This is a genomic window from Tardiphaga sp. 42S5, assembly GCF_034044155.1.
GTDB lineage: Bacteria > Pseudomonadota > Alphaproteobacteria > Rhizobiales > Xanthobacteraceae > Tardiphaga > Tardiphaga robiniae.
Map to the genome: position 1 here is coordinate 6,137,894 of NZ_CP139027.1, position 23,515 is coordinate 6,161,408.

A 23,515-nucleotide genomic window follows, 5' to 3' on the forward strand; every position below is an offset into this window, starting at 1 on the left:
TGCGTGAGCGGAGAATATTTCAGGGGCGTAGTAATGACTTCCAGGACTTCTATCGGCGCGCGCGGCACGGCGGCGCGCAAAGCTTTTCTGATTTCGACGAGCGCGGCGGCCATCATCGCGGCTGGATTTTGCATCGCAGAGCCGGCGATTGCGCAGAATGCGAATTCCGGCGCATCGACATTGCCGCCGGTGCAGGTCGACGCTCCCAGCGCGCCGCGCGTACGCCGTGCCCAGCCGCAGCGCGCCGCATCCGGCCGCGTCGCCCGGACGCGCCCCGTTGCGCCGCAGCCGGTTCGCCAGCCGCTCAGCGTCAACCCTCAGGACGCACAGTCCGGCCAGGTCGGCTACATCACCCGCAATATTTCGAGCGGCACCAAAACCAACACCGCGCTCCTCAACGTGCCGCAATCCGTCACGGTGCTGACGAAGGAATTCATCCGGGATCAGGATTTCCGCAGCATCGGCGAAGCGGTTCGCTATGTGCCGGGCGTCGTGCCGCATCAGGGCGAAGGCAATCGCGATGACGTCGTCATCCGCGGCCAGCGCACCAATGCCGACTTCTTTATCGACGGAATCCGCGACGACGTGCAGTATTTCCGCGATCTCTACAACACCCAGCGCGTCGAGGTCCTGAAGGGACCGAATGCCATGATCTTCGGTCGCGGTGGCGGCGGCGGCGTCATCAATCGCGTGCAGAAGGAAGCCGATGGTGTTTCGATCCGCGAAGTGACAGTTCAGGGCGGATCGTTCGACACCAAGCGCGTCACCATCGATACTGGCGGCGCCGTGAACGAGAATGTCGCAGCGCGTATCAACGCAATGTATGAAAACTCCGGCAGCTATCGCGACTTCGTCAATCTTGAGCGCTACGGTATCAATCCGACCGTAACGATCCGCGGCGAGGACACCAAGGTCAAGCTCAGCTACGAATATCTGCATGACGATCGCACCGCGGATCGCGGCATTCCGGCACAGGGCACAGTGCCAGCGCCGACGAATGCACGCCCGACCGTGCCGTTTGCGACCAATAGCTCAACCTTCTTTGGCAATCCGGACCAGAGCTATTCGAAGCAGGAAGTTCACATCGCAAACGCGGTGATCGACCACGACTTCAACAACGGCCTCTCCGTCAAGAATTCCTCACGCTACGCCAATTACGATAAATTCTATCAAAACGTCTTCCCGACCACGGGGACGTTCGTTACGCCCGGTGGCATTGCTTCGATCTCCGCCTACAACAACCTTGCCCAGCGCGAAAACCTCTTCAATCAAACCGACTGGACCTACAAGACCAATACCGGCCCCGTGCTGCACACCATCGTCTTCGGTACCGAGTTCGGACGGCAGAACACGTTCAGCCTCCGCAACACCGGCCAGATCAACGGCGGCACGACCCTGCCCGTTCTCGCGTCCAGCCCGACCACCTTCGTACCGTGGTCATTCCCGCACGCCGCTACCGACAACAACTCCTATGCGACGCTCGACGTCGCATCGGTCTATGTTCAGGACCAGATCGAGGTCAGTCGTTACCTGCAGTTCATCGGCGGCGTTCGTTACGATCGCTTCGACCTCACCTCACAGAACCTCAATCCGGGCGGTACTCTCGACAGCCGCGTGGATAACCTGGTGTCGCCACGCGCCGGTGTGATTATCAAGCCGGTCGACAACGTCTCGGTATACGGCAGCTACAGCATCTCTTACCTGCCAAGCGCCGGCGACCAGTTCAGTTCTCTGACGCCATCGCTCGCCGTCACCGTGCCGGAGAAGTTCATCAACAACGAAGTCGGCGTGAAGTGGGACATTACCCCGCGGCTGCAGGCCTCCGCGGCCATCTACGACCTCGACCGTGAGAATCAGCGGTTCATCGTGGGCGGCCAGGTCGTCGCCCTTGGCAAGACCAACACCAAGGGTGCCGAGCTCAGCCTAACCGGCTATGTCACCGATCAGTGGCAGGTCACCGGCGGCTACGCCTACACCGATGCGCGCATCGTCGATGCCAGCTCCGCCACGATCGTCGCGGGCAACCGCGTCGGCCTGGTGCCACTCAACACCTTCACCATGTGGAACAAATATCAGTTCAACGAGATGTGGGGCGCCGGCCTCGGTGTCATCCATTACGACGACTTCTTCGCCACGTCGGATGATACTGTGAAGCTGAAAGCCTTCACCCGCGTCGATGCCGCAATCTACTTCCGGCTCGACAAGACGTGGCGTGCCCAGCTGAACATCGAGAACCTGTTCGATACCAGCTACTACGCCACCGCCGATGCGGCCAACAACATCACGCCGGGCTCGCCGCGTGCGTTCCGGGCTTCGGTGACGGCTAACTTCTAAGATCTCTCATCTCGGGCCGCAGGTAAGCCGTTGCTTAATCTGCGGCCCACGTTCGAATCTGGAATCAATCTAATCTTTTGTCACGCGACGTTCAGTCACTGACATTCGAACGCCCACTGCGCTATTCCACCTGACATTGTAGATATGCCCCTTGCCGGAGCCATTTCATGATCAAGCATCACGCCCTTGCCACCGCCGTCCTCTTCGCCGCCCTCGGCTCATCCGCGCTGCAGGCGGCTGAAGAGGTCAATGTCTATACCTATCGCGAGACCAAGCTGGTGCAGCCGATCTTCGAGGCCTTCACCAAGGACACCGGCGTGAAGGTCAATGTGATCTCGGCGAGCTCGGGCCTCGAGCAACGCATGAAGGCCGAAGGCGCCAACAGCCCGGCGGACGTGCTGCTGACGGTAGATATCGGCCGGATCGACGAAGCCGTGCAGGCGGGCGTGACGCAGCCGATGAAATCCGAGGTGATCGAGAAGGTTGTGCCGGCGCAATATCGCGATCCCGACGGCCACTGGGCCGGCATCTCCATGCGCGCCCGCGTGGTCTATGCGTCGAAGGATCGCGTCAAGCAGGACGCCATCACCTATGAGGAACTGGCCGATCCGAAGTGGAAGGGCAAGATCTGCATCCGCTCCGGCCAGCACATCTACAATAACGGCCTGTTCGCCGCCTATGTCGCCAAGCATGGCGAGGCCAAGGCCGAAGAATGGCTGCGCGGCGTGAAAGCCAATCTGGCGCAGAAGCCCTCCGGCGGCGACCGCGAGACCGCGCGGGACGTTGCGGCCGGCAAATGCGATCTCGGTATCGGCAACACCTATTACTGGGCACTGATGATGAATGCCGATCCCGACAAGAAGCCATGGGCCGAAGCCACCAAGGTGATCCTGCCGACCTTCGAAGGCGGCGGCACCCATGTGAACCTGTCCGGCGTGCTGCTTGCCAAATATGCGCCGAACAAGGCCAATGCCATGAAGCTGATCGAATGGCTCGCCGGCGAGCATGCCCAGCAGGTCTATGCCGACGCCAATTATGAATATCCCGTGCGCGCCGGCATCACTGTGAACCCGACGATCGCAGGCTACGGCAAGCTCAATGCCGATCCGATGCCCATCGCCAAGATTGCCGCCAACCGTAAAGCCGCGTCGACGCTGGTGGACAAGGTCGGGTTTGATAATTGAGCCCGGCTATTGCTCCGTAGGATGCGATGATACACACCCTATCGGTATGTTGTCCCCGCCTTGTGTGCCTGCAGCGCACACAAGGCGGGGACCCATACGCACCGAACTCTCGGTAGGGCGCTGTGGCTACGGCAATTTCTGACTTACTTCTCCTTGGGGTATGGATCCCCGCCTTCGCGGGGATGACATGTGGAGAGTGCTCACGCGGGCATGCACGCCCGTGAGGCCTTCCCGCACCGAAGCGCTCGCGATTCTCGTCGCAGTTGCCACCGCGCTCCTCGTGGCTGCGCCTGTCATCAGCATCGCGCTACTGGCGCTGCAGCCGGAGCCCGAGCTTTGGCAGCATCTGATCGCCTATGTGTTGCCGCAGGCGCTGCGCGACACTGCAGCCCTCCTGATCGGCGTCGGTATCGTCACGCTCGCGATCGGTGCCGGCACCGCATGGCTGGTCTCGGCGCATGATTTCCCCGGCCGCACGCTCATGCTCTGGCTCTTGCCGCTGCCGCTGGCGATTCCGACCTATCTCGCCGCTTACGTCTATGTGGACCTGTTCGAGCCACTGGGCCTCGTCCATCGCGCATTGGCAACGGCAATGTCGTTGCCCGGCGCAATCGGGTGGCTGCCGAGCCTGCGTTCGTTGCCTGGCGCCATCTTCGTGATCGGCATCGTGTTGTATCCCTACGTCTATCTCTCTGCCCGCGCGATGTTCCAGCATCGCAGCGCAGATTTTGCCGAGGCCGCGAAGATACTCGGTGCCGATCGCTGGACGACATTCCGCCGTGTCTCGCTACCGATGGCGCGCCCCGCCCTCGCTGTGGGCCTCGCACTGGTATCGCTGGAAACGCTGAACGATATCGGCGCCAGCGAATATCTGGGCATTCGCACGCTCACCGTCTCGGTTTTCACGACCTGGCTCAACCGCGGCAGCCTTGCAGGTGCTGCGCAGCTGTCATTGTTCATGCTCGCCATCGTCGCGGTGCTGATCACCATCGAGCGCTTCGGCCGCCGCGAAGGCAGCGCGGAATTTTCTTCGGAGAATCCGCGACTGGCACCGCGCACGCCTTTGACAGGCTTACGCGGATGGCTTGCTTTCACCGCCTGTCTCCTCCCTGCCCTGCTTGGCTTCGCCGTGCCCTTGCTCTATCTGCTGCGCGAGAGCCTGCGCCGCGGTCTGCTATCGATGGAAACGACGGTTTGGCGCGATGCCGGCCACACCATTGCACTGGCCGCAATTGCCACGGGAGCCGCGCTGCTTCTCGGGCTAGTGGTGATCGTCGCTCAGCGCTGGCGTGCTTCGCGGCTGACCAACCTGTCCGTCGCTATCGCCCAGACCGGCTATGCGCTGCCCGGAACGGTGCTGGCGCTGGGTCTGCTGACGCCGATACTGTTCATCGACAATGGATTCAGCAAGCTCGCCGGATGGCTCAGTTTCACATCGCCCGGGCTTGTCATGGTCGGCTCCGGCGCCGCCGTGGTGATCGCCTATGTGATCCGGTTCCTGGCGGTGCCGACCGGTTTCATCAAGGCCGGCTTCGAGCACATCCCCGTCGATTACGACGACAGCGCCCGCGCTGCCGGTGCGCCGGCAATGACCACGCTGCGCGTGATTCAACTGCCGCTATTGCGTCCGGCATTTTTCGGCGCCGTCATCGTGGTCTTTGTCGACTGCCTGAAGGAGCTGCCAGCAACGCTGTTACTGCGACCGCTCAATGTCGAAACGCTGGCGACTTCGATCTATCAATATGCGAGCCGTGGCAGCTTTGAAGAAGGCGCCCTGGCCGCACTCTTGATCGTCGCTGCGAGCATCGGTCCCGTCGTGTGGCTGACCCGTTTCGCCGACGTGCCTAGCGGGCCAGCGTAAATCCAGACTGCGGTATTTACGAAAGCCGCGCGAGAGCTTTGACTAGGTGGTCCTTCAGTTGACTTTCATTGAGGTAGAAATCCGGTTTTTCTTCAATCAAATCCACGTCTGTTGTTAAGCAATCGAGGCAAGCAAAAATTTCATCGAGCACGTAAAATTCCTCAGCCGGAATCTTGCGGTAGTCGCTCTTGAACTTTCTCAGGTAAACATCGACGAGATCGCCTATGGCCATTTTCTCACTGAGATAGGCTTCAATAATGTCCCTGTACTCACGAGAAACGTCGCTCATTGCTCTTCTCCGAGATTAAGCGACTTCTCTGTCCACCCTCTTTCTAGACTCTGCAAAGATCGCCCAGGCCGCCACGAACATCGCCGCAATCACGGGACCGACAACGAAACCGTTCAGACCGAGAGCATCGATGCCGCCAAGTGTGGCGATCAGCACCAGATAGTCCGGCAGCTTGGTATCCTTGCCCACCAGCATCGGGCGCAGGATGTTGTCGACCAGACCGATGACGAGAAATCCATAGGCGATCAGGATCACACCCTGAACGACCGAGCCCGTAGCCAGCAGATAGAGCGCGACCGGCATCCAGACGAGGCCAGCACCCACCGCGGGCAACAGCGACAGGAACGCCATCAGCACCGCCCACAGCAGCGCGGCATTGATGCCGAGAATCCAGAAAATCAGCCCGCCCAGCGCGCCCTGTGCCAGCGCGACCAGAATGCCGCCCTTCACCGTGGCGCGGATCACCACCGTGAACTTCTCCATCAGATCATCGCGCAGCTCCGACCGCAGCGGAATGGCATTCTTCACACGCTCCGACAACGCTTCGCCGTCCTTGAACAGGAAGAACAGCAGATAGAGCATGATGCCGAGATTGATGATGAAGTCGAAAGTGCTCTGACCGATATTGAGCGCCTGCGATGCAAAGTACTGACTGCCTTTGACGAGGCCCTCAGTCAGCTTGTCCTGCATGCCACCAAGATTGGCAACGCCGAAGCGATCCAGCAGTCCCTTCGCCCATTGCGGGACGGCATCGAGTATCTGCTGCAGAAACGTGCCGAGGTTGAACTGGCCCGACTTCATCTTTCCGACAACGACGGCCGCTTCCTGCGCCAGCGATGCGCCAACCAATGTCAGCGGCAAGATCACGATCAACACGATCAGACCTACGGTGAGCAGAGCTGCCGAATTTGGATGCTTCGGCATCCGGCGCTCCAGGCGCCGGTGCATCGGTGCGAACATGATCGCGATCACCACGCCCCACAGGATCGCGCTGTAGAACGAGCTCATGATCCAGCCGAAGGCCAACGTGACCACGACGATCAGAAGCAGGAAGAAACGGTCTTCGAGACTGGCGCGCATGTCGGCTTCCTAGAGCATGACCCGAAAAAGTGGCAACCGGTTTTCCGAACGATCATGCTCAACTAAAGAGATGAAAAGGCAGATACTAACACGAATGCCCGGCACGGGGCCGGGCATCATGTCAACGTTCGGAGCGCGCAATCGTTCAGGTGTTGGTCAGCGCGACCCGGAATTCAGCTTCGGTATTGGCCTTCACCTCATCGAGCGTCACGCCATCGGCGAGTTCGATCAGGGCCATGCCATCGTTGCCGTGCTTGTCGATGGTGAACACTGCCAGATCGGTCACGACCATGTCGACGACGCGCTCGCCGGTCAGCGGCAGGTTGCAGCTCTTCAGCAACTTGGCGCCGTCCTTGGCCGAATGCTCCATCACGACGACGACGCGCTTGACGCCGGCGACGAGGTCCATCGCGCCGCCCATGCCCTTCACCATCTTGCCTGGGATCATCCAGTTGGCGAGGTCGCCATTCTGGGCGACCTGCATGGCGCCAAGGATCGACAGATCGATATGGCCGCCACGGACCATGCCGAACGAATCCGCCGACGAGAAATAGCTGGTCTCCGGCAGTTCGGTGACGGTCTGCTTGCCGGCATTGATGAGGTCCGGATCTTCGTCGCCCTCATAGGGGAAAGGACCCATGCCGAGCATGCCGTTCTCGCTCTGCAGCTGAACGTCCACGCCTTCGGGAATGTAGTTCGACACCAGCGTCGGAATACCGATGCCGAGATTGACGTAATATCCGTCGCGCAGTTCTTTAGCCGCGCGCGCTGCCATTTGATCACGGGTCCAAGCCATCGTTCTCTCCTGTTTTTGCTTTTGGCGGTTACGCGGGACGCTGACGCGAGGTGACTTTTTCGATCCGTTTCTTGCCGGTACCGACCTCGACAATGCGCTTCACAAAAATGCCGGGGGTGTGAATGTGATCCGGGTCGATCTCGCCGGCCGGCACCAGATGCTCGACTTCGGCAATGGTGATCTTGGCGGCGGTCGCCATCATCGGGTTAAAGTTCCGGGCGGTCTTGCGATAGACGAGGTTGCCGGCGGTATCGCCCTTCCAGGCGTGCACGATGGCAATGTCGGCGAACAGACCACGCTCCAGCATGTAGGTCTCGCCATTGAATTCCATGGTCGGCTTGCCTTCCGAGATCAGCGTGCCGACGCCGGTCTTGGTGTAAAAGCCAGGAATGCCGGCGCCGCCGGCCCGGATACGCTCGGCCAGCGTGCCCTGCGGGGAGAACTCGAGTTCCAGTTCGCCGGCCAGATACTGCTGGGCGAACAGCTTGTTCTCGCCGACATAGGACGAGATCATCTTCTTGATCTGGCGGGTTTCCAGCAGGCGCGACAGGCCGATGCCGTCGACGCCGGCATTATTGGACACCACGGTGAGGTCCTTGACCCCGGAATCGCGCAGCGCGTCCGACAGGTCCTCGGCAATGCCGCAGAGGCCGAAGCCGCCGGACATGATCATCATGCCGTCCTTGAGAATGCCGTCGAGTGCCGATTTGGCGTCGGGGTAGACCTTGTTCATGGGAATCGACCTGATGCAGGAATGCGCTGAGAACCCAGCGGGCGCGGGCGGCTATGTCGTGGATTATTAGGCGGAAACTCCGCGGCAGGTCAATCGCGGGGGACTGCGACCCCATCACCCCCGCTATGGCCTTGAAAGCGTCAAGAAAACCCTTCAAATTGAGGACCTTGGACGTGGGCGCACGTGGATGCCGCCCCGCTATGTATGACCACCAACCAACCCGGATAGTTCATTGACGAGTGCCCAAGGAATAAGACGCCTGGGGATGCCGATTGCGGCGCTCCTGGGTGTTGCAGTGATCGGGCTGTTCGCCATGTCGTGGCTGCTCAACCGCGATACGCTGCGTCATGCAGTGGAGGCACAGATCCGGGCCGTGACCGGGCTGGACTTCGTCGTCAATGGCGCGGTCGATGTCTCGGTCTTTCCGGGTAGCTATGTCTCGTTTCACGATGTTGGCCTGAAAGGTGGCGGGTCGATCGATCCCGCTTTGACGGTCGACGTGTTGACGGCCAATCTGCGGCTCTTGCCGCTGCTGCTGCAGCGCTTCGAGATCGCCGACATGATGATGCTGCGGCCACGTATCCGCGTGATCCGCGAGGCCTCCGGCGAAAGCAACTGGACGCCATTCATCGAGTCCATCGCCCGGACCATGAGGCCGGGCGCTGAACAGCCACTATCCTTCTCCGAGATCCGCATCCAGGACGGCGTGCTGCACTATCAGGACCCGAACAACACCGAGCGTCTCGGCGACATCGACCTGTCGCTCGCCTGGCCATCGATCTCGCGCTCATTCGCTGCAACCGGTCAGTTCGACTGGCGCGGCGAGCGCATCGACGGCAGCCTCAGCGTCAGCGACTTCATTGCGGCACTGTCCGGCGAACGCTCAGGCGTGAAGGCCCGCATCGCCGGTGCGCCGATCAAGCTGGCCTTCGACGGCACCGTCGCCAACAAGGCCAGTCTGGTCATGGAAGGCACGCTAACTGCCGACAGCATGTCGCTGCGCAACGCCTTGCGCTGGGTCGGTCAGGCGCCCCCCGGCTCTGGCGGTTTCGGCCGCTTTGCCCTGAAGGCGCGTGCCAGCCTGGTCGGTCCGTCGATCGCGCTGACCAACGTCAATGTCGAGCTCGACGGCAACAGCGCCGAAGGCGTCATGACCTACAGCAACACCGGCCGCCAGACGCTGCAGGCGACGCTGGCAGCCGGCGCGCTCGATTTCACACCCTATGTGTCCACCGTGCGGCTGCTGGCCTCCGGCGCGCGTGACTGGAACCGGCAGCTGTTCGACTTAAACGCGCTGTCCACCACCGATCTCGACATGCGCCTATCGGCCGCCAAGGTCACCGTCGGCTCCTCGGTACTCGGCCGCACCGCGCTCGGCGCCAACCTGCGCGGCGGCACACTGGCGCTGTCGGTGGGTGAGGCACAGATGTATGGCGGCATCGTCCGTGGTTCGTTCAATGTTGCCCATTCCGATGCCGTGGCTGATGTGAAGGCCCAGTTCCAGTTCAGCGATGTCGATCTGCAGGCCTGTGCCAGCGATCTGTTCGGCGTCAACAAGCTCACCGGACGCGGCAATCTCAGCATGATGCTGGAGGCCTCGGGCTCATCGCCCTTCGGTCTCGCGCAATCGCTTGACGGCACCGCGACGCTGACCGGTCATGACGGCGCCATCAGCGGCTTCAACGTCGAACAGCTATTGAAAAGGCTGGAGCGACGTCCGCTGTCCGGCGCCGGCAATTTCCGTTCGGGTTCGACGCCGTTCAACACGCTCAACATGTCCGTGAAATTCAACGACGGCATCGCCACCGCGCAGGATATCCGGATCGATGGTCCCGCTGCGAAACTGACGCTGACCGGTACCGCGTCGGTGCCGGCGCGCGAATATGACTTCAAGGGCATCGCCAGTCTCAACCCGGCAACCAACGGCACAGGCGGCTTCGAGCTCCCTTTCGTGATCCAGGGCCCATGGGACGATCCGCTGATCTTCCCAGATCCGGAAAGCCTGATCCGTCGTTCGCCGGGCGCGGCGCCTTTGCTGGATGCAGTGAAGGATCGCAAGACCCGCGACGCCGTACGCTCGGTGATCGAGCGCTTTACGGGTGTGCCCAAACAGGCGCCGGTAGCAGAGCCGGATAAGCCCGCCGATGCACCTGCGGCGGCAGCGCCTGCGGATGCAGCACCAAAGGCGAACTAACTTTTTGCCTTACAACGGCGCGGCGCTTTCGCCGCGGGCGCTCGACAGTTTCGACACTAGCGATGCCAGCACGATAACGACGGCGATGAAACCGACGATCAGCGTGCAGATCGCGTTGATCTCCGGCTTCACGCCGAGACGCACTTCCGAATAGATCCGGATCGGTAGCGTCGCCGAACCCGGCCCGGTCGTAAAACTAGCGATGACGAGGTCGTCGAGCGACAGTGTGAAGGCCAGCATCCAGCCCGCTGCAATGGCCGGCCAGATCAGCGGCAACGTGACGGCTATAAATGCGCGGAGCGGATCGCGGCCGAGATCCATCGCCGCTTCCTCGAGGCTGCGATCGATCCCGGCGAGACGCGACTGTACCACGACAGCGACAAAGCACATGGTCAGTGTGGTGTGGGCGATGGTCACCGTGACAAAGCCGCGCCCGGCATCCAGCGCCACGAACAGCAGCAGCAGCGACAGGCCGGTAATCACCTCGGGCATCACCAGCGGCGCATAGAGCATCCCGGACATCAGCATCCGGCCGCGAAATCCCGCGCCACGCGTCAACGCAATAGCTGCCAAAGTGCCGAGCAGCGTTGCCAGTGTTGCTGACACGACACCCACACGGAGACTCATCCAGGCAGCGTCCAGCATCGCGCGGTCGTTGAAAAATTCGGTGTACCAGCGCGTCGACCAGCCGCCCCACACGGTCACGAGGCGAGACGCGTTGAACGAATAGATGACCAGAATGACGATCGGCAGATAGAGAAACGCCAGGCCAAGCACCAGCGACGTGACGTTAAAGCGCGACAGGCGGAGCGGATGCAGGGCCATCAGCGCGCCTCCAGCTGCCGGCGCTGCAGCCGGTCATAGACCAATAACGGGATCAACAGCAGTCCGAGCAACACGATGGCAGTGGCAGAGGCGACCGGCCAATCCTTGTTGGTGAAGAATTCGAGCCACAGTGTCTGGCCGATCATCAGCGAATTCGAACCGGCGAGCAGATCAGGAATTACAAATTCGCCCATGATCGGAATGAAGCAGAGCAGTGCACCGGCGCCGACGCCACGCAGCGACAAGGGAACTGTCACCAGCCAGAAGGCGTCGATGCGCGAGACGCCGAGATCGGCGGCGGCCTCGATCAGCGACGGGTCCTGCTTCGCCAGCGTGGCATAGAGCGGCAGGATCATGAAAGGCAGATAGGAATAGACGATGCCGAGATACATCGCACTGTCGGTGGAGAGCCACACGATTGGCGTCGATACGACGTGCAGCGCAAGAAGGACCTTATTGAGCAAGCCGTCATGCTGCAGGATGTTGATCCAGGCATAGATGCGGATCAGGAACGAGGTCCAGAACGGCACGATCACCAGCATCATTGCGACGCCCTGCCAGCGCCGCGGCAACCGCGCCATGCCATAGGCGATGGGATAACCGACCGTGAGCAAGATCAAGGTCGACACCACTGCGACGAGGACGCTGCGCAGATAGGATGCGAGATAGAGATTGTCCGAAACGAGCAGCCGGAAATTATCCAGCGACAGCGCGGCAAACGACGCTTTCAGCCCGGCGATCCCTTCGGACAGCCCGAAAACCGGCGTGTAGGGCGGTTGCGCAATGGCTGTCTGCGACAGGCTGATCTTCAAGACGAAGCCGAACGGCACCAGGAAGAACAGCACCATCCAGACATAGGGCGGGATCGCAGCAAGCCGCGCCGGCGCCGTAAAGATGCGATTGCGGCTCATTGAACCAGCACCACGCAATCATCGGGGGCGAACCATGCCGCAACGCGCTCGCCGATCGAATAGGCATCGACATCGAGCCGCGCCGTATTGGCGAGAGCGACCCGCAATGTGGCTCCACGGTCGAGCTTCACTTTGTAGAGCGAGCGACCGCCGAGATAGCCGACGTCGGAAATGACACCCTCAAGGCTGTTCATGGCGCCGCTATTGACGAGGTCCGTTGCCGGCCCGCGACGCGACAACCGGATCTTCTCCGGGCGGATCGCAACGCAGATGACCGCATCGCCGACAGGCTGTCGCGGCTCGATCGCAAACAGGGTTCCTACATCGCGGCCTGCAATGGTCAGGCGATGACTGTCGCGGTGCGTGATGCCACCCTCGATGATGTTGATGTCACCGACGAACTCCGCGATCCAGCGCGATGCCGGCGCCTCATAGAGCTGTCGCGGTGTCGCGACCTGTTGCAGGCGACCTTCATTCATGACGCCGATGCGGTCGGCCATGGTCATCGCCTCCTCCTGATCGTGGGTGACGATCACGAAGGTGGTCCCAAGCTGGCGCTGCAGCGCCATCAACTCGACCTGGGTTTCCTCGCGCAGCTTCTTGTCGAGAGCTGCCAGCGGCTCATCGAGCAGCAACAATTGCGGATGCCGCGCCAGCGCCCGGGCGAGCGCCACGCGTTGTTTCTGGCCGCCCGACAATTGATCCGGCCGGCGTTTCTCCAGTCCCTGGAGCTTGACCAGCGCCACCATCTCGGCAACCCGCGTATCGATGCCGAGACGCGTCAGGCCAGCGCTCTTGAGACCGAAACCGATATTGTCGCGCACGTTGAGATGCGGAAACAGCGCGTAGTTCTGGAACATCATGTTGACGGGCCGCTGATGCGGCAAGACCGCAGCGATATCCTCGCCGTTCAACTCGATCTTGCCCGTGTCCGGCGCTTCGAAACCAGCCAGCATGCGCAGTAACGTGGTCTTGCCACAGCCGCTCGGGCCAAGCAGCGCGAAGAATTCACCGGCCTTGATGTCCAAAGAGAGATCGTCGACTGCGCTATGCGCGCCGAATTTCTTGGTGACGCCGTCGATCCGCAGCAAGGGCGTGGGATAGGCGATGACCGGCGCATCGCTGGCCGCCGGATCCGCGACTGTCGCAGTGAGATTCGTCATAACCGCAAGCTAGCCGCGGAACGCCGCGGGCTCAACAACATCAGCACTTCGCAACGGCCTGTCGCTCAACCGACCATGCGCGCGGCGGGCGCAGCGGCGGCAATCCGTCCGACCAGCGCAGCATATTGCGCAATCGGGGCAGGACGCCCGATGAAGTAGCCTTGTACGCCGTCGCAGCCTTCGCTGGCGAGGAAGCAGAGTTGCTCGTGGGTCTCAACGCCTTCCGCAACGATCGCGACGTCGAGGCCATGGCCCAGCCCGATGACCGCGCGCACGATGGCGGCGGACTGCGGATTGAGCCCCAGATTGATCACGAAAGCGCGGTCGATCTTGATCTTGTCGAACGGGAATGCCTGCAGATAGGTCAGCGAGGAATAGCCGGAGCCGAAGTCGTCCATCGAGATGCGCACACCGAGCGCCTTCAACCGCCGCAGCAACGCGACGCCGCGATCGAAATCCTCGATCAGCACGCCCTCGGTGATTTCCAGCTCAAGGCGACCGGGCTGCAGGCCGGTTTCGAGCAGGATAGAATGCACGAGGCCGACGAGATCGCCGTGCATGAACTGCGCGGGCGACAGGTTGACTGCGATCTGCAGCGGTACCGGCCACGAGGCGGCCTCAAGGCAGGCCTGGCGCAGGATCCACTCGCCCATCTCGACGATCAGGCCACTTTCTTCGGCCAGCGGAATGAAGTCTCCGGGCGGCACGAAACCGCGCGTCGGATGAATCCACCGCGCCAACGCCTCGAAGCCCGTAATGTCGGCATCGACGACGGTCTGGCCGGCGCGTGCCTGGGGCTGGTAGTGCAGCGACAATTCGCCATTGCGGATCGCGGCCGAGAGGTCCTGATGCAGCACGCGGCGATCGCGCAGTTGCTGGTCCATTTGCGGCTCGAAGATGCTGATCGAACCGCGCGACTGCGACTTGGCACGGAACAGCGCCGCGCCGGAATTCGCCAGCAACGCGGCCGGGTCATGGCCGTCGCGCGGGAACAGCGAGATGCCCGTGGTGACGCCTGTCCGCACCGATTTGCCCTCGATCGGGAATTCCTCCGCAAGGGCCGCGGAGATCCGCTCTGCGATCAACAGCCCGGCCGCGGGCTGCGCGCCGTCGATGATCACGCCAAACTCGTCACCGCCGAGCCGCGCCACAACTCCGCCGCCCACGGCTGCATCGACACGACGCGACACCTCGATCAGCAGCTTGTCACCGATGGCATGGCCGAAGACATCGTTGACCTCCTTCAGGCCGTCGAGATCGATCGACAGCACCGCGAATTCCTCGGAGGTCTCGCCGCAGGCATCGATCATCTGCGACAGAGCCTGCAAGAAGGCCGGGCGGTTCGGCAGATCGGTCAGGCCGTCGTGATAGGCCATATGCGCCATCCGCGCCTCGGTCTGGCGGCGGTCGGTGACATCTTCGTGGGTCTTGATCAGATATTGCGGCTCGCCTGCTTCGTCGAGGACGGTGACCCGCCGGGTCAGGAACAGCCGCAATCCGTCGCGCGTGCTGATCGGATGCTCTTCCGCAATCGGTGTTCGGCCCCTGATCGCTGCCTGATCCCGGCTGACGATCAGCTTCGCTTCTTCCGGGCGAAGCATTTCGGGAACGGTCAGACCGATAGCGTCTTCGCGTTTGCGACCCAGAATGACTTCTGCGCCGCGGTTGGCGAACAGATAACGACCGGTGCTGATCTGTTGCACCATCAGCGACACAGGAATGTTGTCGAGTACGGTCTCAAGGAATTTCTTGGCGTTCTCCAGTTCCTTGGACAGCGACTTGCGGTCGGTCACATCCTCGAACAGCGCAATCAGGAATGCCGGCTCATTGCGTTCGTTAAAGGCAATCACGCGATTGCTATCCAGCGTGCGGACGTCTGAACCAATCTCCACATTGAACTCGCTGCGACACTGACTGCGTGTTTCCACTGCCAGGGCGTCGGCTTCGGCAATCGCTTTCGCAGACTGTGCGGAGAATATCTGATCCGGTCGCTTGCCGACGATCTTATCGCGCGAGAGCCGAGAGAAGGTCTCGAAAGCCCGGTTGGCGAAGATATAGCGGCCATCGTCAATGGTCTTGGCCGCGACGCAGATCGGGACGTGATCAAGGACAGATTCGAGGAATTGCTTGGTGGTCGCAAGCTCACGTTGCAGGAAACGCTGCTCGGTGCAGTCCTCATGAATGCCGATGGCGCCGCCATTGGGAAGCCGGCTGAACTTGACGTGAACGGATTGCCCGCCGGGCATTTCGGCAATGTACTCGCCGGCGGAAACAGTCTGCTCGTAGAAGCTCTGGGTGGTCAGATCGAGCTTGCCACGCTGGCGGCGTAACTCACGCAATCCTGGGCCGGTAATATCCTTGGTGATGTCGGCGCGCGTCAGGTCGTAGATCTCAAGATAGCGATCATTGCAAAACACGACCCGCTTCTGGTCGTCGAGCATCACGATACCTTGGCCGAGATGATTGAGGGCAGAACCGACAAACGCATTGCGACGCTGCTGCTCGCGACGCACATTTCGCAGCGCCGAGGCGACCCACAGCACAATGGCGGCGAGAAATGCCAGCGCGACAAACCCACCGATGAGAATCTGCCAGATCATTTGCGGGTCGAGTTCACTGATATAATGAACCGCCGGGGATTCGGCATGGGCCCCGGTAATGCTGCCAAGAAGGCACGCGACCGCGATGACGGACACTGCCGCCTTGCTGTCTGATCGCCCGATCTTGCCAGTCATTACACACCCGCGTATTCGCAGCGTGAGTGTTTGGTTACAGGTATGTGGATCAGGTAAATGCGTATCGTCGCACCTGCAGAATGCGGCGAAATTTGGTGGTAATTAGCTGTGATGCTTAATGTTTTACTAATGCGCCACATGCGCAAGGTCGAACCGCAGCTGACCGGCGCAGCAAACTATCGGACGCGACATGGACAAGGTTGAATGCGTGGTGGTGGGCGCCGGCGTCGTGGGTCTTGCGATCGCCCGGCGACTGGCGGAAGCGGGACGCGAGGTCATCGTGCTGGAGGCCGCGGACGCGATCGGTACCGTGACCTCGTCGCGCAACAGCGAGGTCATCCATGCCGGCATCTATTATCCGGCCGGAAGCCTGATGGCACGGCTCTGCGTCGCTGGAAAACAGGCGCTCTATGATTATTGCCGCGATCGCGGCATCCCACATCGCAACTCCGGGAAACTGATCGTCGCCACACGTCCGGAGGAGATCGCCAAACTGGCGTCGATCAAAGCGCATGCCGAAGCCAATGGCGTCGCTGATCTCGAGCAATTATCCGGGACAGAGGCACGGGCGCTGGAGCCGGCATTGGCTTGCGAAGCCGCGCTGTTGTCCTCCTCCACGGGGATCGTCGACAGCCACAGCTACATGTTGTCGCTGCGCGGTGAAGCGGAAGCCGCGGGCGCGGCCTTCGCATTCCTCGCTCCCCTAGAACGTGGCCGGGTCACCGCCGACGGTTTCGAACTGGATGTCGGCGGCGAGGCTCCGATGACACTAGCCTGCGACATGCTGATCAATTCCGCAGGCCTGTCCGCAACCGCGATCGCCCGCATGCTCGACGGCATGCCGCTCGACCTGATACCGCCCGCTTATCTGGCGAAAGGCTGTTATTTCAGCTGCAATGCGAAAGCACCGTTCTCGCGGCTGATCTATCCCGTGCCGGAACCGGGCGGCCTCGGCGTGCATCTGACGCTCGATCTGGCCGGTCAGGCGCGTTTCGGCCCTGACGTCGAGTGGGTGGATCATATCGACTACACGGTCGATCCGGCACGCGGAGAGAGGTTCTATCCGGCCATCAGGCGTTACTGGCCGAGTTTGCCGGACGGCGCGTTGATGCCAAGTTATTCCGGAATGCGGCCGAAGATCGTGCCGCCCGCAGTCGCGGTGCAGGATTTCATGATCCAAGGTGCCCAGACCCATGGCGTGCCGGGTCTTATCAACCTGTTCGGCATCGAGTCACCGGGGCTGACATCATCGCTGGCCATCGCGGACTACGTGGCTGAGATGGCGGGACATTGAACGCGAAAGGTTGCAGGCGAAGCGATCCAGGCCAACCGAATACTGGAGCTTCGTCGCAAACCTATCGCGGGATGAGGGGAAGACGTCATCGCACCTACGCGAAAGCAGTGACGTAGACGGCGATGTCGATGCTGTGATTTATCGTTCGCTGATCAGTGCAGCCGTTGATCAATGCACCGTTTCGCTGGCCCCGTTTTTGAGACGCTGGATTTCGTCCCTGACCATCAGTTTTCGACGCTTGAGTTCGACGATGCGGAGATCGTCGGTAGACAGGTGCACGAGCGCTTCGTGCAATTCGCTTTCGAGAACTTTGTGCTTGCGTTCCAGTTCGACGAGATGCGCCTGTAGTGCCATTCGAAAACTCCTCGGTAGGATTGAACCTCAGGATACGTTCGGTTGGACGATGAATTCTACATGACAGTGGACATCTGTCGATGGGTATTGAAAAGTGTATTTTGAGTTTCGGGTATCGTCTGAAACGAATCGTGACCTGATTGCGCCGCAAAAACCTGGAACCGGACGGCTTGCGTGGTGCGCCTGCACCGGCGATAGTCACTCTAGAAATCTCTCGCAAATGACTTGCGAATCCAGTCAGCTAGAAACATGAACGACGACGAAGATCGCGAACTCCCGTTAGAACTCGCCCGATTGCAGCAGGAACATCGCGACCTCGACGCCGCTATCGATGCCTTGCAGCATTCACCGGCACCCGATCTTTTGCGACTGCAACGGTTGAAGAAGAGGAAGCTTCAACTGAAAGACCGGATCTCCTTTATCGAAGACCAGATCACCCCGGATATTATTGCCTGAGACAACGCGTCGCGCTGTGGCTGTGGGTTAAAGAACGGCCAGGGCTACGAACTCAACGCGCGATGATCGATGGATCGGCTTTCTTTAACTCGCGGTGAATGCAGCAGGCTGGGCGTTGAACTCGCCCGTCGTCAAAACCTTGCTTCGCGACGGCCGCCGCTCTTTTCGCGCGGCATCGTAGGCACGACAGCAGACTTAATTCTGGCCAGCATCGCATTGTGGCGCGGTAAAAACTGCTGGGCTCCGCGAATTGATCGCCATGGCGCTCGCGCTGGCCGACGTGACGCTCGCACTGCGCAAGCCAGCTATTGCGGCCTAACAAGAGCGGAATGGGGCGACTGCAAACGAGGCGCTGTCGAAACTTGACAATAAGAACAAAATAAGAACATCCTTGCGCCGAGATCAAATCGACTCGTGAGGGCACCATGGCCGATATCACCTATTATGTCGCACTGCCCTTCCTGCACGACGACTCTGGTTCGCCGGCCGCCGGTGCCGCCGAGGAATGTCAGAGCGCATCCGGCGCCATCCGCCGCGCCGAACTATTGTCCCGTGCGCCAGGTTCAATCGGCGCATTGGCCTTCAGCCGTACCGGCGATCCGATGATCGGCGAGTTCGGCGACGCCCAGGTGATCCGCGCCTTTGGCGAAGTGCCAAGCGACCTCAGCGCGCTGTAAGGGCGCCAACGCCGGTGATGGCTAACTACACTTTCACGCGTCGCGCGGTCTTGCGCACGTACATCGCCCTGTCGGCCTGAACCAACGTGGCTTCGCCATCGACATCGGGACCCAGCAGTGCGACGCCTGCAGAGGCGCCAGCCGACACGTTGATGTCGCGGAAGACGAAAGTGAGCTGGTCGATCGCGGCTTCCAAAACCTGCGGCGTCGACTTCGCTGACATTCCACAGCAACAGCACGAACTCATCACCACCCAGCCACCCGATCACGTCGGATGCGCGGACATGCCGCCGGAGCACGCCAACCACAGCCTTGAGCACGATGTCGCCGGCCGCGTGACCGAAGGCGTCGTTGATTGGCTTGAGGCGGTCGACATCGAGCACAATCAGTGCACCCGTCGCGCTATAGCGGGCGATGAAGGCCACGGCGCGGGTCAGCTCGCGGGCAAAGCCACGGCGGTTGAGAATGTCGAGCAGGAAGTCGGTTTCCGCCGAAGCTCGCAATTCGGCAATCTTCGCCTCGGCCTGTGTGAGTTGCGCTTCCAGCCGCCCGAATCGTCAGCGCGGCCGCCGGCGCGCGGCTTTTCGGCAGCGACACCAACGCCTTGGAACCGCGCAACGCCGGCTTCATCGAGCGTTTGACCGACTTTGCAGCAGGCGTTCGGGTTTTCTTTTGCATGGGATTTGTTACAAGGCTTGCCAGTCTTCACCAAGACGAGATCATGTTTGCCACGCTCCTTGCCACGCAAGGGGACGACATTGTATTTCCAGCCTATCTTTCTGGATTCGCGAAAGAAAATACGGAATGACCGCGCCCGTCGCCATTATTATGGGAAGCCAGTCGGACTGGGAAACCATGCGCCATGCCGCCGAAACGCTGACTGCGCTCGGTGTATCCCATGAGGCGCGCATCGTCTCGGCCCACCGTACGCCGGACCGGCTGGTCGCATTCGCCAAGGGCGCCAAGGCAGCGGGCTTCCAGATCATCATCGCCGGTGCCGGCGGCGCTGCGCATTTGCCCGGCATGGCCGCGGCATTGACGGAACTCCCGGTATTCGGCGTGCCCGTGGAATCCAAGGCGCTGTCCGGCGTCGACTCGCTTTATTCGATCGTACAGATGCCGGGCGGCGTGCCCGTCGGCACGCTGGCCATCGGCAAGCCCGGCGCGATCAATGCGGCACTGCTCGCAGCGAGCGTGCTGGCGCTGCACGATACGGCACTGGCGACAAAGCTCGCCGCCTGGCGCAAGGCGCAGACCGATGCCGTGGCTGAAAAGCCGGAAGGTGCGGCGTGAGCGCTGTGGTGACGAAGGTTCTCAAGCCGGGCGATACGATCGGCATTCTCGGTGGCGGCCAGCTCGGTCGCATGTTGGCGATGTCCGCAGCCCGCCTCGGCCTCCGCTGTCAGGTTTTTTCACCGGATCCGGATTCGCCGGCTTTCGATGTGGTGCAGAACGCGACATGTGCTGAATATGCGGATGTCGAGGCGCTCGAACTGTTCGCCAGCGATTGCGACGTCATCACCTACGAATTCGAGAACGTGCCGGCTGCCACCGCGATGATCCTCGACGCGCGGCGCCCGGTTCTGCCCGCACAGACAATCCTGCAGACCACGCAGGACCGCCTGGCCGAGAAGGATTTTGTAACGTCACTGGGTATCGGCACGGCCGGTTACGCAGGCGTTTCCAACGCTGGCGAGCTTCATGCTGCGGTCAAGAAGATCGGTCTGCCAGCTGTCATCAAGACGCGTCGCTTCGGTTATGACGGCAAGGGCCAGGCAATCATCCGCGAGGGTGACGATCTCGATCAGGTCTGGAAGGATCTCGGCACCAACTCCGCGATCCTTGAAGCCTTCGTGCCGTTCGAACGCGAGGTCTCGGTCATCGCTGCACGCGGCGCCGACGGTCAAGTCGAATGTTTCGACGTCACCGAGAACGAGCACCGCGATCACATCCTGAAATTCTCCTATGCGCCCGCACGCATCTCCAACGCGCTTGCCGCGAAGGCACGCGAGATCGCCGAGAAGATCGGCACTGCGCTGGGCTATGTCGGCGTCTTTGCCGTCGAACTGTTTGTCGTGCCCGGTAAGGACAGCGCGACGCTTGTCGTGAACGAAATTGCGCCGCGCGTGCATAATTCCGGCCACTGGACGCTCGATGGCGCCTCGGTGTCGCAATTCGAACAGCACATCCGCGCCATCGCCGGCTGGCCGCTCGCCAAACCCGTCCGCCACGGCCAGGTCACCATGATCAATCTGATCGGCGACGATATTCTCGACTACGGCAAGTGGCTCACCGTCCCCGGCGCCACCGTACATCTCTATGGCAAGGGCGCACCGAAGCCCGGCCGCAAGATGGGCCACGTGGTTGAGGTGAAGCCGGCGACGTAACGACGCCGGCTTCACCGCCTCATTCGTCAGGTGGCCACCTTGCCTTCCACTACGCCAGCGGGCTCGTCACTCAGCCAGCGATAGATCGCGCCGCCGAGAACACCGCCAACCAACGGCGCCACCCAGAACAGCCACAACTGCTGCAGTGCCCAGCCGCCGACAAACAATGCCGGCCCCGTGCTGCGCGCCGGATTCACCGACGTGTTGGTGACTGGAATGCTGACGAGGTGGATCATCACCAGCGCAAGCCCGATTGCCAGCGGCGCGAAGCCCGCAGGGGCCTTGCCGTGCGTGGACCCCATAATGATGAACAGGAACATCATGGTCATCACCACTTCCATGATGAAGCCCGCGACCATGCTGTATTTGCCGGGCGAATGATCGCCGTAGCCGTTCGACGCAAAGCCCTTGGCAAGGTCGAAACCGGCAGCGCCGCTGGCGATGACATACAACACGGCCGCACCTGCAACCGCACCGACGACCTGCGCAATCACATAAGGGAGAATCTGGCCGGCGGGAAAACGTCCACCTGCCGCAAGGCCCACGGTGACCGCAGGATTGAGATGGCAGCCCGAAACGTGGCCAATGGCATAGGCCATGGTCACGACGCTGAGGCCGAAGGCCAACGAGACGCCGACGAGACCGATACCGACCTGCGGAAATGCTGCCGCGATTACGGCACTGCCGCAGCCTGCAAATGTGAGCCAAAAGGTGCCGATCAGCTCGGCCGCGTATTTTTTCCCATTCATGATGCTCTCCGGTCGTAATCGGCGTCCCGGCTGAGTCGCCGCGGGAATTATGCGTCCGTGCTCCAATACCTGTCGAGACAGGGAACCTGCCCTATCCCCACCCGGGAAAATTCGGAAAAAATACGTTATTTTCCCGGCCCAGAAGGTTAAAATGACGGCGCCGCAAGGTGGACATTCGCCATTTCATCTGGTACATCGGCGCCCTTGAGGTTAAGGGCATGGCCTTTGTCGGCCCTTCACTTTACCGAAATTCAAATCCGATCAATTGAAAAGAGGATGCCGCGTGCAGGTTCTCGTTCGCGATAATAACGTCGATCAGGCTCTCAAGGCGCTGAAGAAGAAGATGCAGCGCGAGGGTATTTTCCGCGAGATGAAGCTCCGCGGTCACTACGAGAAGCCCTCTGAGAAGAAGGCTCGCGAGAAGGCTGAGGCTGTGCGTCGCGCACGCAAGCTGGCTCGCAAGAAGCTGCAGCGCGAAGGCCTGCTGCCGATGAAGCCGAAGCCGGTGTTCGGCGCGGGTCCTGGCGCCGATCGTGGCGGCCGTCCCGGCGCTGGCGGCGCGGGCGCTCCGCGTCCGGCGCGCTAAGCGCACTTCATCCACCAGTTTGATAACGCGGGCCAAAGCCCGCGTTATTTTTTTGCGCTGTTGCTTTTTGCGCGAACTACTTCTTTGGCGCGCTGGTCTTGATCGGGTGCATTTTGCCCGATGTCGCGCTACCAATAGGTCATTGGTCGCTGCGTGAGATTGGCCCTGCATGGAATGTCCCGTCCGCAAGTCCCCGTCCCGCTTCGGCGCCAGCGGCCTTACCGCGATTGCCCTTATCGTTACGGGTCTGTGCGGCACCGGTTGCTCGTTCAACCTGTCGTCACTAACACCAGGGTCTGACAAGGACGAACCGAAGACCACGGCTCTGGCGCCCCCGCCGCCCGCGAATTCCGGCAAGACCAATCCGCAGGATGCACAGATCCACGCTGCACGCGCGCAGGCGCTCGCACAATCCGGCAAACCCGATGACGCGCTGCTGGCCTTCAATCAGGCACTCGACCTCGATCCGCACAGTGCGCAGACCTTCTACCAACGCGGGCTGCTCTATCAGTCCGAGAAGAAATATGAATTTGCCATCGCGGATTTTACGTCGGCCAACGGCCTGACGCCGCAGCAGGCCGATCCCCTGCTCGGCCGCGCGCAATGCTATCTCGCCCTCGGCAAAAACCAGGAAGCCGCAGCGGATCTCGACGAGGCTTCGCAGGTGGCACCGGGCAATGCGCAGGTCTGGCTGACCCGCGGCGCGACCTATGAGAAGCTTGGCGACAGGGCCAAGGCCGCAGACTCCTACAGCCGCGCTGTCGCGCTGCGCCCGAAGGACGATGCAGCGCGGAGCGGCCTCGCCCGCACGGGCGGACGCGCGGGCTAGCTAAGCTGGCAGGAGTCAGGCTGATAGCAGTACGGCGTCGCCCTGCATGCGTGAGAGCGACGCGCGGAAAATCCACCG

At 61.4% G+C, this 23,515-nt stretch carries 21 protein-coding genes and 1 pseudogene; 11 read left to right on the top strand and 11 right to left on the bottom strand.

Annotated elements, in window-relative coordinates; genetic code table 11:
* Positions 1-33 precede the first annotated feature (33 nt).
* The 3 genes from SFY93_RS28635 (at position 34) to SFY93_RS28645 (ending at position 5,379) form a co-directional block, all read left to right on the top strand.
* The gene (locus SFY93_RS28635; protein WP_320445482.1) at positions 34-2,334 is read left to right on the top strand and encodes a TonB-dependent receptor; all 2,301 of its coding nucleotides are present in this window, start codon (positions 34-36) and stop codon (positions 2,332-2,334) included.
* A 167-nt stretch (positions 2,335-2,501) separates the two neighbouring features.
* The gene (locus SFY93_RS28640) at positions 2,502-3,518 is read left to right on the top strand and encodes a Fe(3+) ABC transporter substrate-binding protein (protein ID WP_320445483.1); all 1,017 of its coding nucleotides are present in this window, start codon (positions 2,502-2,504) and stop codon (positions 3,516-3,518) included.
* 187 nt (positions 3,519-3,705) lie between these two features.
* Entirely contained in the window at positions 3,706-5,379 is a 1,674-nt protein-coding gene (locus SFY93_RS28645) for an ABC transporter permease (RefSeq protein WP_320445484.1), read from the top strand.
* A 16-nt stretch (positions 5,380-5,395) separates the two neighbouring features.
* On the opposite strand, the gene SFY93_RS28650 is transcribed toward SFY93_RS28645, so the two are convergent.
* From SFY93_RS28650 to SFY93_RS28665, 4 genes are all read right to left on the bottom strand, one after another.
* Positions 5,396-5,668 carry a colicin immunity domain-containing protein gene (locus SFY93_RS28650; protein WP_320445485.1) on the bottom strand — a complete coding sequence of 91 codons (273 nt, stop codon included), beginning with the start codon at positions 5,666-5,668 and terminating at the stop codon, positions 5,396-5,398.
* Between the two features lie 15 nt (positions 5,669-5,683).
* Positions 5,684-6,748 carry an AI-2E family transporter gene (locus SFY93_RS28655; RefSeq protein ID WP_184512006.1) on the bottom strand — a complete coding sequence of 355 codons (1,065 nt, stop codon included), beginning with the start codon at positions 6,746-6,748 and terminating at the stop codon, positions 5,684-5,686.
* A 145-nt stretch (positions 6,749-6,893) separates the two neighbouring features.
* A complete protein-coding gene (locus tag SFY93_RS28660) occupies positions 6,894-7,544 on the bottom strand; it encodes a 3-oxoacid CoA-transferase subunit B (RefSeq protein WP_068728764.1) in 651 nt (216 codons plus the stop codon).
* 28 nt (positions 7,545-7,572) lie between these two features.
* Positions 7,573-8,277 (bottom strand): CoA transferase subunit A, encoded by a 705-nt coding sequence (locus SFY93_RS28665; RefSeq protein ID WP_068728766.1) that lies wholly within the window; start codon positions 8,275-8,277, stop codon positions 7,573-7,575.
* A 265-nt stretch (positions 8,278-8,542) separates the two neighbouring features.
* On the opposite strand from SFY93_RS28665, the gene SFY93_RS28670 reads away from it, so the two are divergent.
* Positions 8,543-10,471 carry an AsmA family protein gene (locus SFY93_RS28670; protein WP_320445486.1) on the top strand — a complete coding sequence of 643 codons (1,929 nt, stop codon included), beginning with the start codon at positions 8,543-8,545 and terminating at the stop codon, positions 10,469-10,471.
* A 9-nt stretch (positions 10,472-10,480) separates the two neighbouring features.
* Here SFY93_RS28670 and SFY93_RS28675 read toward each other — a convergent pair whose 3' ends face one another.
* The 4 genes from SFY93_RS28675 to SFY93_RS28690 form a co-directional block, all read right to left on the bottom strand.
* Entirely contained in the window at positions 10,481-11,296 is an 816-nt protein-coding gene (locus tag SFY93_RS28675) for an ABC transporter permease (protein ID WP_320445487.1), read from the bottom strand.
* Positions 11,296-12,207 carry an ABC transporter permease gene (locus SFY93_RS28680; RefSeq protein ID WP_320445488.1) on the bottom strand — a complete coding sequence of 304 codons (912 nt, stop codon included), beginning with the start codon at positions 12,205-12,207 and terminating at the stop codon, positions 11,296-11,298. Before SFY93_RS28680 ends, SFY93_RS28675 begins: the two co-directional genes overlap by 1 nt.
* On the bottom strand, positions 12,204-13,370 hold the full coding sequence (locus SFY93_RS28685) for an ABC transporter ATP-binding protein (protein ID WP_320445489.1): 1,167 nt from the start codon (positions 13,368-13,370) through the stop codon (positions 12,204-12,206). Before SFY93_RS28685 ends, SFY93_RS28680 begins: the two co-directional genes overlap by 4 nt.
* Before the next feature lie 65 nt (positions 13,371-13,435).
* Positions 13,436-16,105, bottom strand: a complete 2,670-nt coding sequence (locus SFY93_RS28690; RefSeq protein WP_320445490.1) for a sensor domain-containing protein — start codon at positions 16,103-16,105, stop codon at positions 13,436-13,438.
* A gap of 190 nt (positions 16,106-16,295) precedes the next feature.
* Here SFY93_RS28690 and SFY93_RS28695 point away from each other — a divergent pair, with 190 nt between their 5' ends.
* Positions 16,296-17,399: an NAD(P)/FAD-dependent oxidoreductase gene (locus SFY93_RS28695; RefSeq protein ID WP_320445491.1), complete on the top strand. Its 1,104-nt coding sequence runs from the start codon at positions 16,296-16,298 to the stop codon at positions 17,397-17,399.
* A gap of 168 nt (positions 17,400-17,567) precedes the next feature.
* On the opposite strand, the gene SFY93_RS28700 is transcribed toward SFY93_RS28695, so the two are convergent.
* Positions 17,568-17,753 carry a YdcH family protein gene (locus SFY93_RS28700; protein ID WP_068728781.1) on the bottom strand — a complete coding sequence of 62 codons (186 nt, stop codon included), beginning with the start codon at positions 17,751-17,753 and terminating at the stop codon, positions 17,568-17,570.
* 249 nt (positions 17,754-18,002) lie between these two features.
* On the opposite strand from SFY93_RS28700, the gene SFY93_RS28705 reads away from it, so the two are divergent.
* Both SFY93_RS28705 and SFY93_RS28710 read left to right on the top strand, forming a co-directional pair.
* Complete coding sequence (locus SFY93_RS28705; protein WP_068728782.1) at positions 18,003-18,209, top strand: YdcH family protein; 207 nt, start codon at positions 18,003-18,005, stop codon at positions 18,207-18,209.
* Between the two features lie 425 nt (positions 18,210-18,634).
* On the top strand, positions 18,635-18,886 hold the full coding sequence (locus tag SFY93_RS28710; RefSeq protein WP_068728784.1) for a hypothetical protein: 252 nt from the start codon (positions 18,635-18,637) through the stop codon (positions 18,884-18,886).
* 25 nt (positions 18,887-18,911) lie between these two features.
* On the opposite strand, the pseudogene SFY93_RS28715 reads toward SFY93_RS28710, so the two are convergent.
* Positions 18,912-19,564: pseudogene (locus SFY93_RS28715) on the bottom strand (GGDEF domain-containing protein).
* Positions 19,565-19,690: 126 nt separating this feature from the next.
* On the opposite strand from SFY93_RS28715, the gene purE reads away from it, so the two are divergent.
* Both purE and SFY93_RS28725 read left to right on the top strand, forming a co-directional pair.
* Positions 19,691-20,179 (top strand): 5-(carboxyamino)imidazole ribonucleotide mutase, encoded by a 489-nt coding sequence (gene purE / locus SFY93_RS28720; RefSeq protein ID WP_068728790.1) that lies wholly within the window; start codon positions 19,691-19,693, stop codon positions 20,177-20,179.
* Between the two features lie 8 nt (positions 20,180-20,187).
* Positions 20,188-21,273, top strand: coding sequence for a 5-(carboxyamino)imidazole ribonucleotide synthase (locus tag SFY93_RS28725; protein WP_320445492.1), 1,086 nt, complete (start codon positions 20,188-20,190; stop codon positions 21,271-21,273).
* 26 nt (positions 21,274-21,299) lie between these two features.
* Here the strand turns inward: SFY93_RS28725 and aqpZ are convergent, their stop codons facing one another.
* On the bottom strand, positions 21,300-22,022 hold the full coding sequence (gene aqpZ / locus SFY93_RS28730) for an aquaporin Z (protein WP_320445493.1): 723 nt from the start codon (positions 22,020-22,022) through the stop codon (positions 21,300-21,302).
* Positions 22,023-22,305: 283 nt separating this feature from the next.
* Between aqpZ and rpsU the strand changes: the two genes are divergently transcribed.
* Entirely contained in the window at positions 22,306-22,608 is a 303-nt protein-coding gene (gene rpsU / locus SFY93_RS28735; RefSeq protein ID WP_089265892.1) for a 30S ribosomal protein S21, read from the top strand.
* A gap of 169 nt (positions 22,609-22,777) precedes the next feature.
* Entirely contained in the window at positions 22,778-23,437 is a 660-nt protein-coding gene (locus tag SFY93_RS28740) for a tetratricopeptide repeat protein (RefSeq protein WP_320445494.1), read from the top strand.
* Positions 23,438-23,515 lie beyond the last annotated feature (78 nt).

Bases quoted from the DNA above. Each gene is read 5' to 3' on its own strand.
- SFY93_RS28635 (WP_320445482.1), top strand. From the start codon at position 34: ATGACTTCCAGGACTTCTATCGGCGCGCGCGGCACGGCGGCGCGCAAA.
- SFY93_RS28640 (WP_320445483.1), top strand. From the start codon at position 2,502: ATGATCAAGCATCACGCCCTTGCCACCGCCGTCCTCTTCGCCGCCCTC.
- SFY93_RS28645 (WP_320445484.1), top strand. From the start codon at position 3,706: ATGTGGAGAGTGCTCACGCGGGCATGCACGCCCGTGAGGCCTTCCCGC.
- SFY93_RS28650 (WP_320445485.1), bottom strand. From the start codon at position 5,668: ATGAGCGACGTTTCTCGTGAGTACAGGGACATTATTGAAGCCTATCTC.
- SFY93_RS28655 (WP_184512006.1), bottom strand. From the start codon at position 6,748: ATGCGCGCCAGTCTCGAAGACCGTTTCTTCCTGCTTCTGATCGTCGTG.
- SFY93_RS28660 (WP_068728764.1), bottom strand. From the start codon at position 7,544: ATGGCTTGGACCCGTGATCAAATGGCAGCGCGCGCGGCTAAAGAACTG.
- SFY93_RS28665 (WP_068728766.1), bottom strand. From the start codon at position 8,277: ATGAACAAGGTCTACCCCGACGCCAAATCGGCACTCGACGGCATTCTC.
- SFY93_RS28670 (WP_320445486.1), top strand. From the start codon at position 8,543: ATGCCGATTGCGGCGCTCCTGGGTGTTGCAGTGATCGGGCTGTTCGCC.
- SFY93_RS28675 (WP_320445487.1), bottom strand. From the start codon at position 11,296: ATGGCCCTGCATCCGCTCCGCCTGTCGCGCTTTAACGTCACGTCGCTG.
- SFY93_RS28680 (WP_320445488.1), bottom strand. From the start codon at position 12,207: ATGAGCCGCAATCGCATCTTTACGGCGCCGGCGCGGCTTGCTGCGATC.
- SFY93_RS28685 (WP_320445489.1), bottom strand. From the start codon at position 13,370: ATGACGAATCTCACTGCGACAGTCGCGGATCCGGCGGCCAGCGATGCG.
- SFY93_RS28690 (WP_320445490.1), bottom strand. From the start codon at position 16,105: ATGACTGGCAAGATCGGGCGATCAGACAGCAAGGCGGCAGTGTCCGTC.
- SFY93_RS28695 (WP_320445491.1), top strand. From the start codon at position 16,296: ATGGACAAGGTTGAATGCGTGGTGGTGGGCGCCGGCGTCGTGGGTCTT.
- SFY93_RS28700 (WP_068728781.1), bottom strand. From the start codon at position 17,753: ATGGCACTACAGGCGCATCTCGTCGAACTGGAACGCAAGCACAAAGTT.
- SFY93_RS28705 (WP_068728782.1), top strand. From the start codon at position 18,003: ATGAACGACGACGAAGATCGCGAACTCCCGTTAGAACTCGCCCGATTG.
- SFY93_RS28710 (WP_068728784.1), top strand. From the start codon at position 18,635: ATGGCCGATATCACCTATTATGTCGCACTGCCCTTCCTGCACGACGAC.
- purE (WP_068728790.1), top strand. From the start codon at position 19,691: ATGACCGCGCCCGTCGCCATTATTATGGGAAGCCAGTCGGACTGGGAA.
- aqpZ (WP_320445493.1), bottom strand. From the start codon at position 22,022: ATGAATGGGAAAAAATACGCGGCCGAGCTGATCGGCACCTTTTGGCTC.
- SFY93_RS28740 (WP_320445494.1), top strand. From the start codon at position 22,778: ATGGAATGTCCCGTCCGCAAGTCCCCGTCCCGCTTCGGCGCCAGCGGC.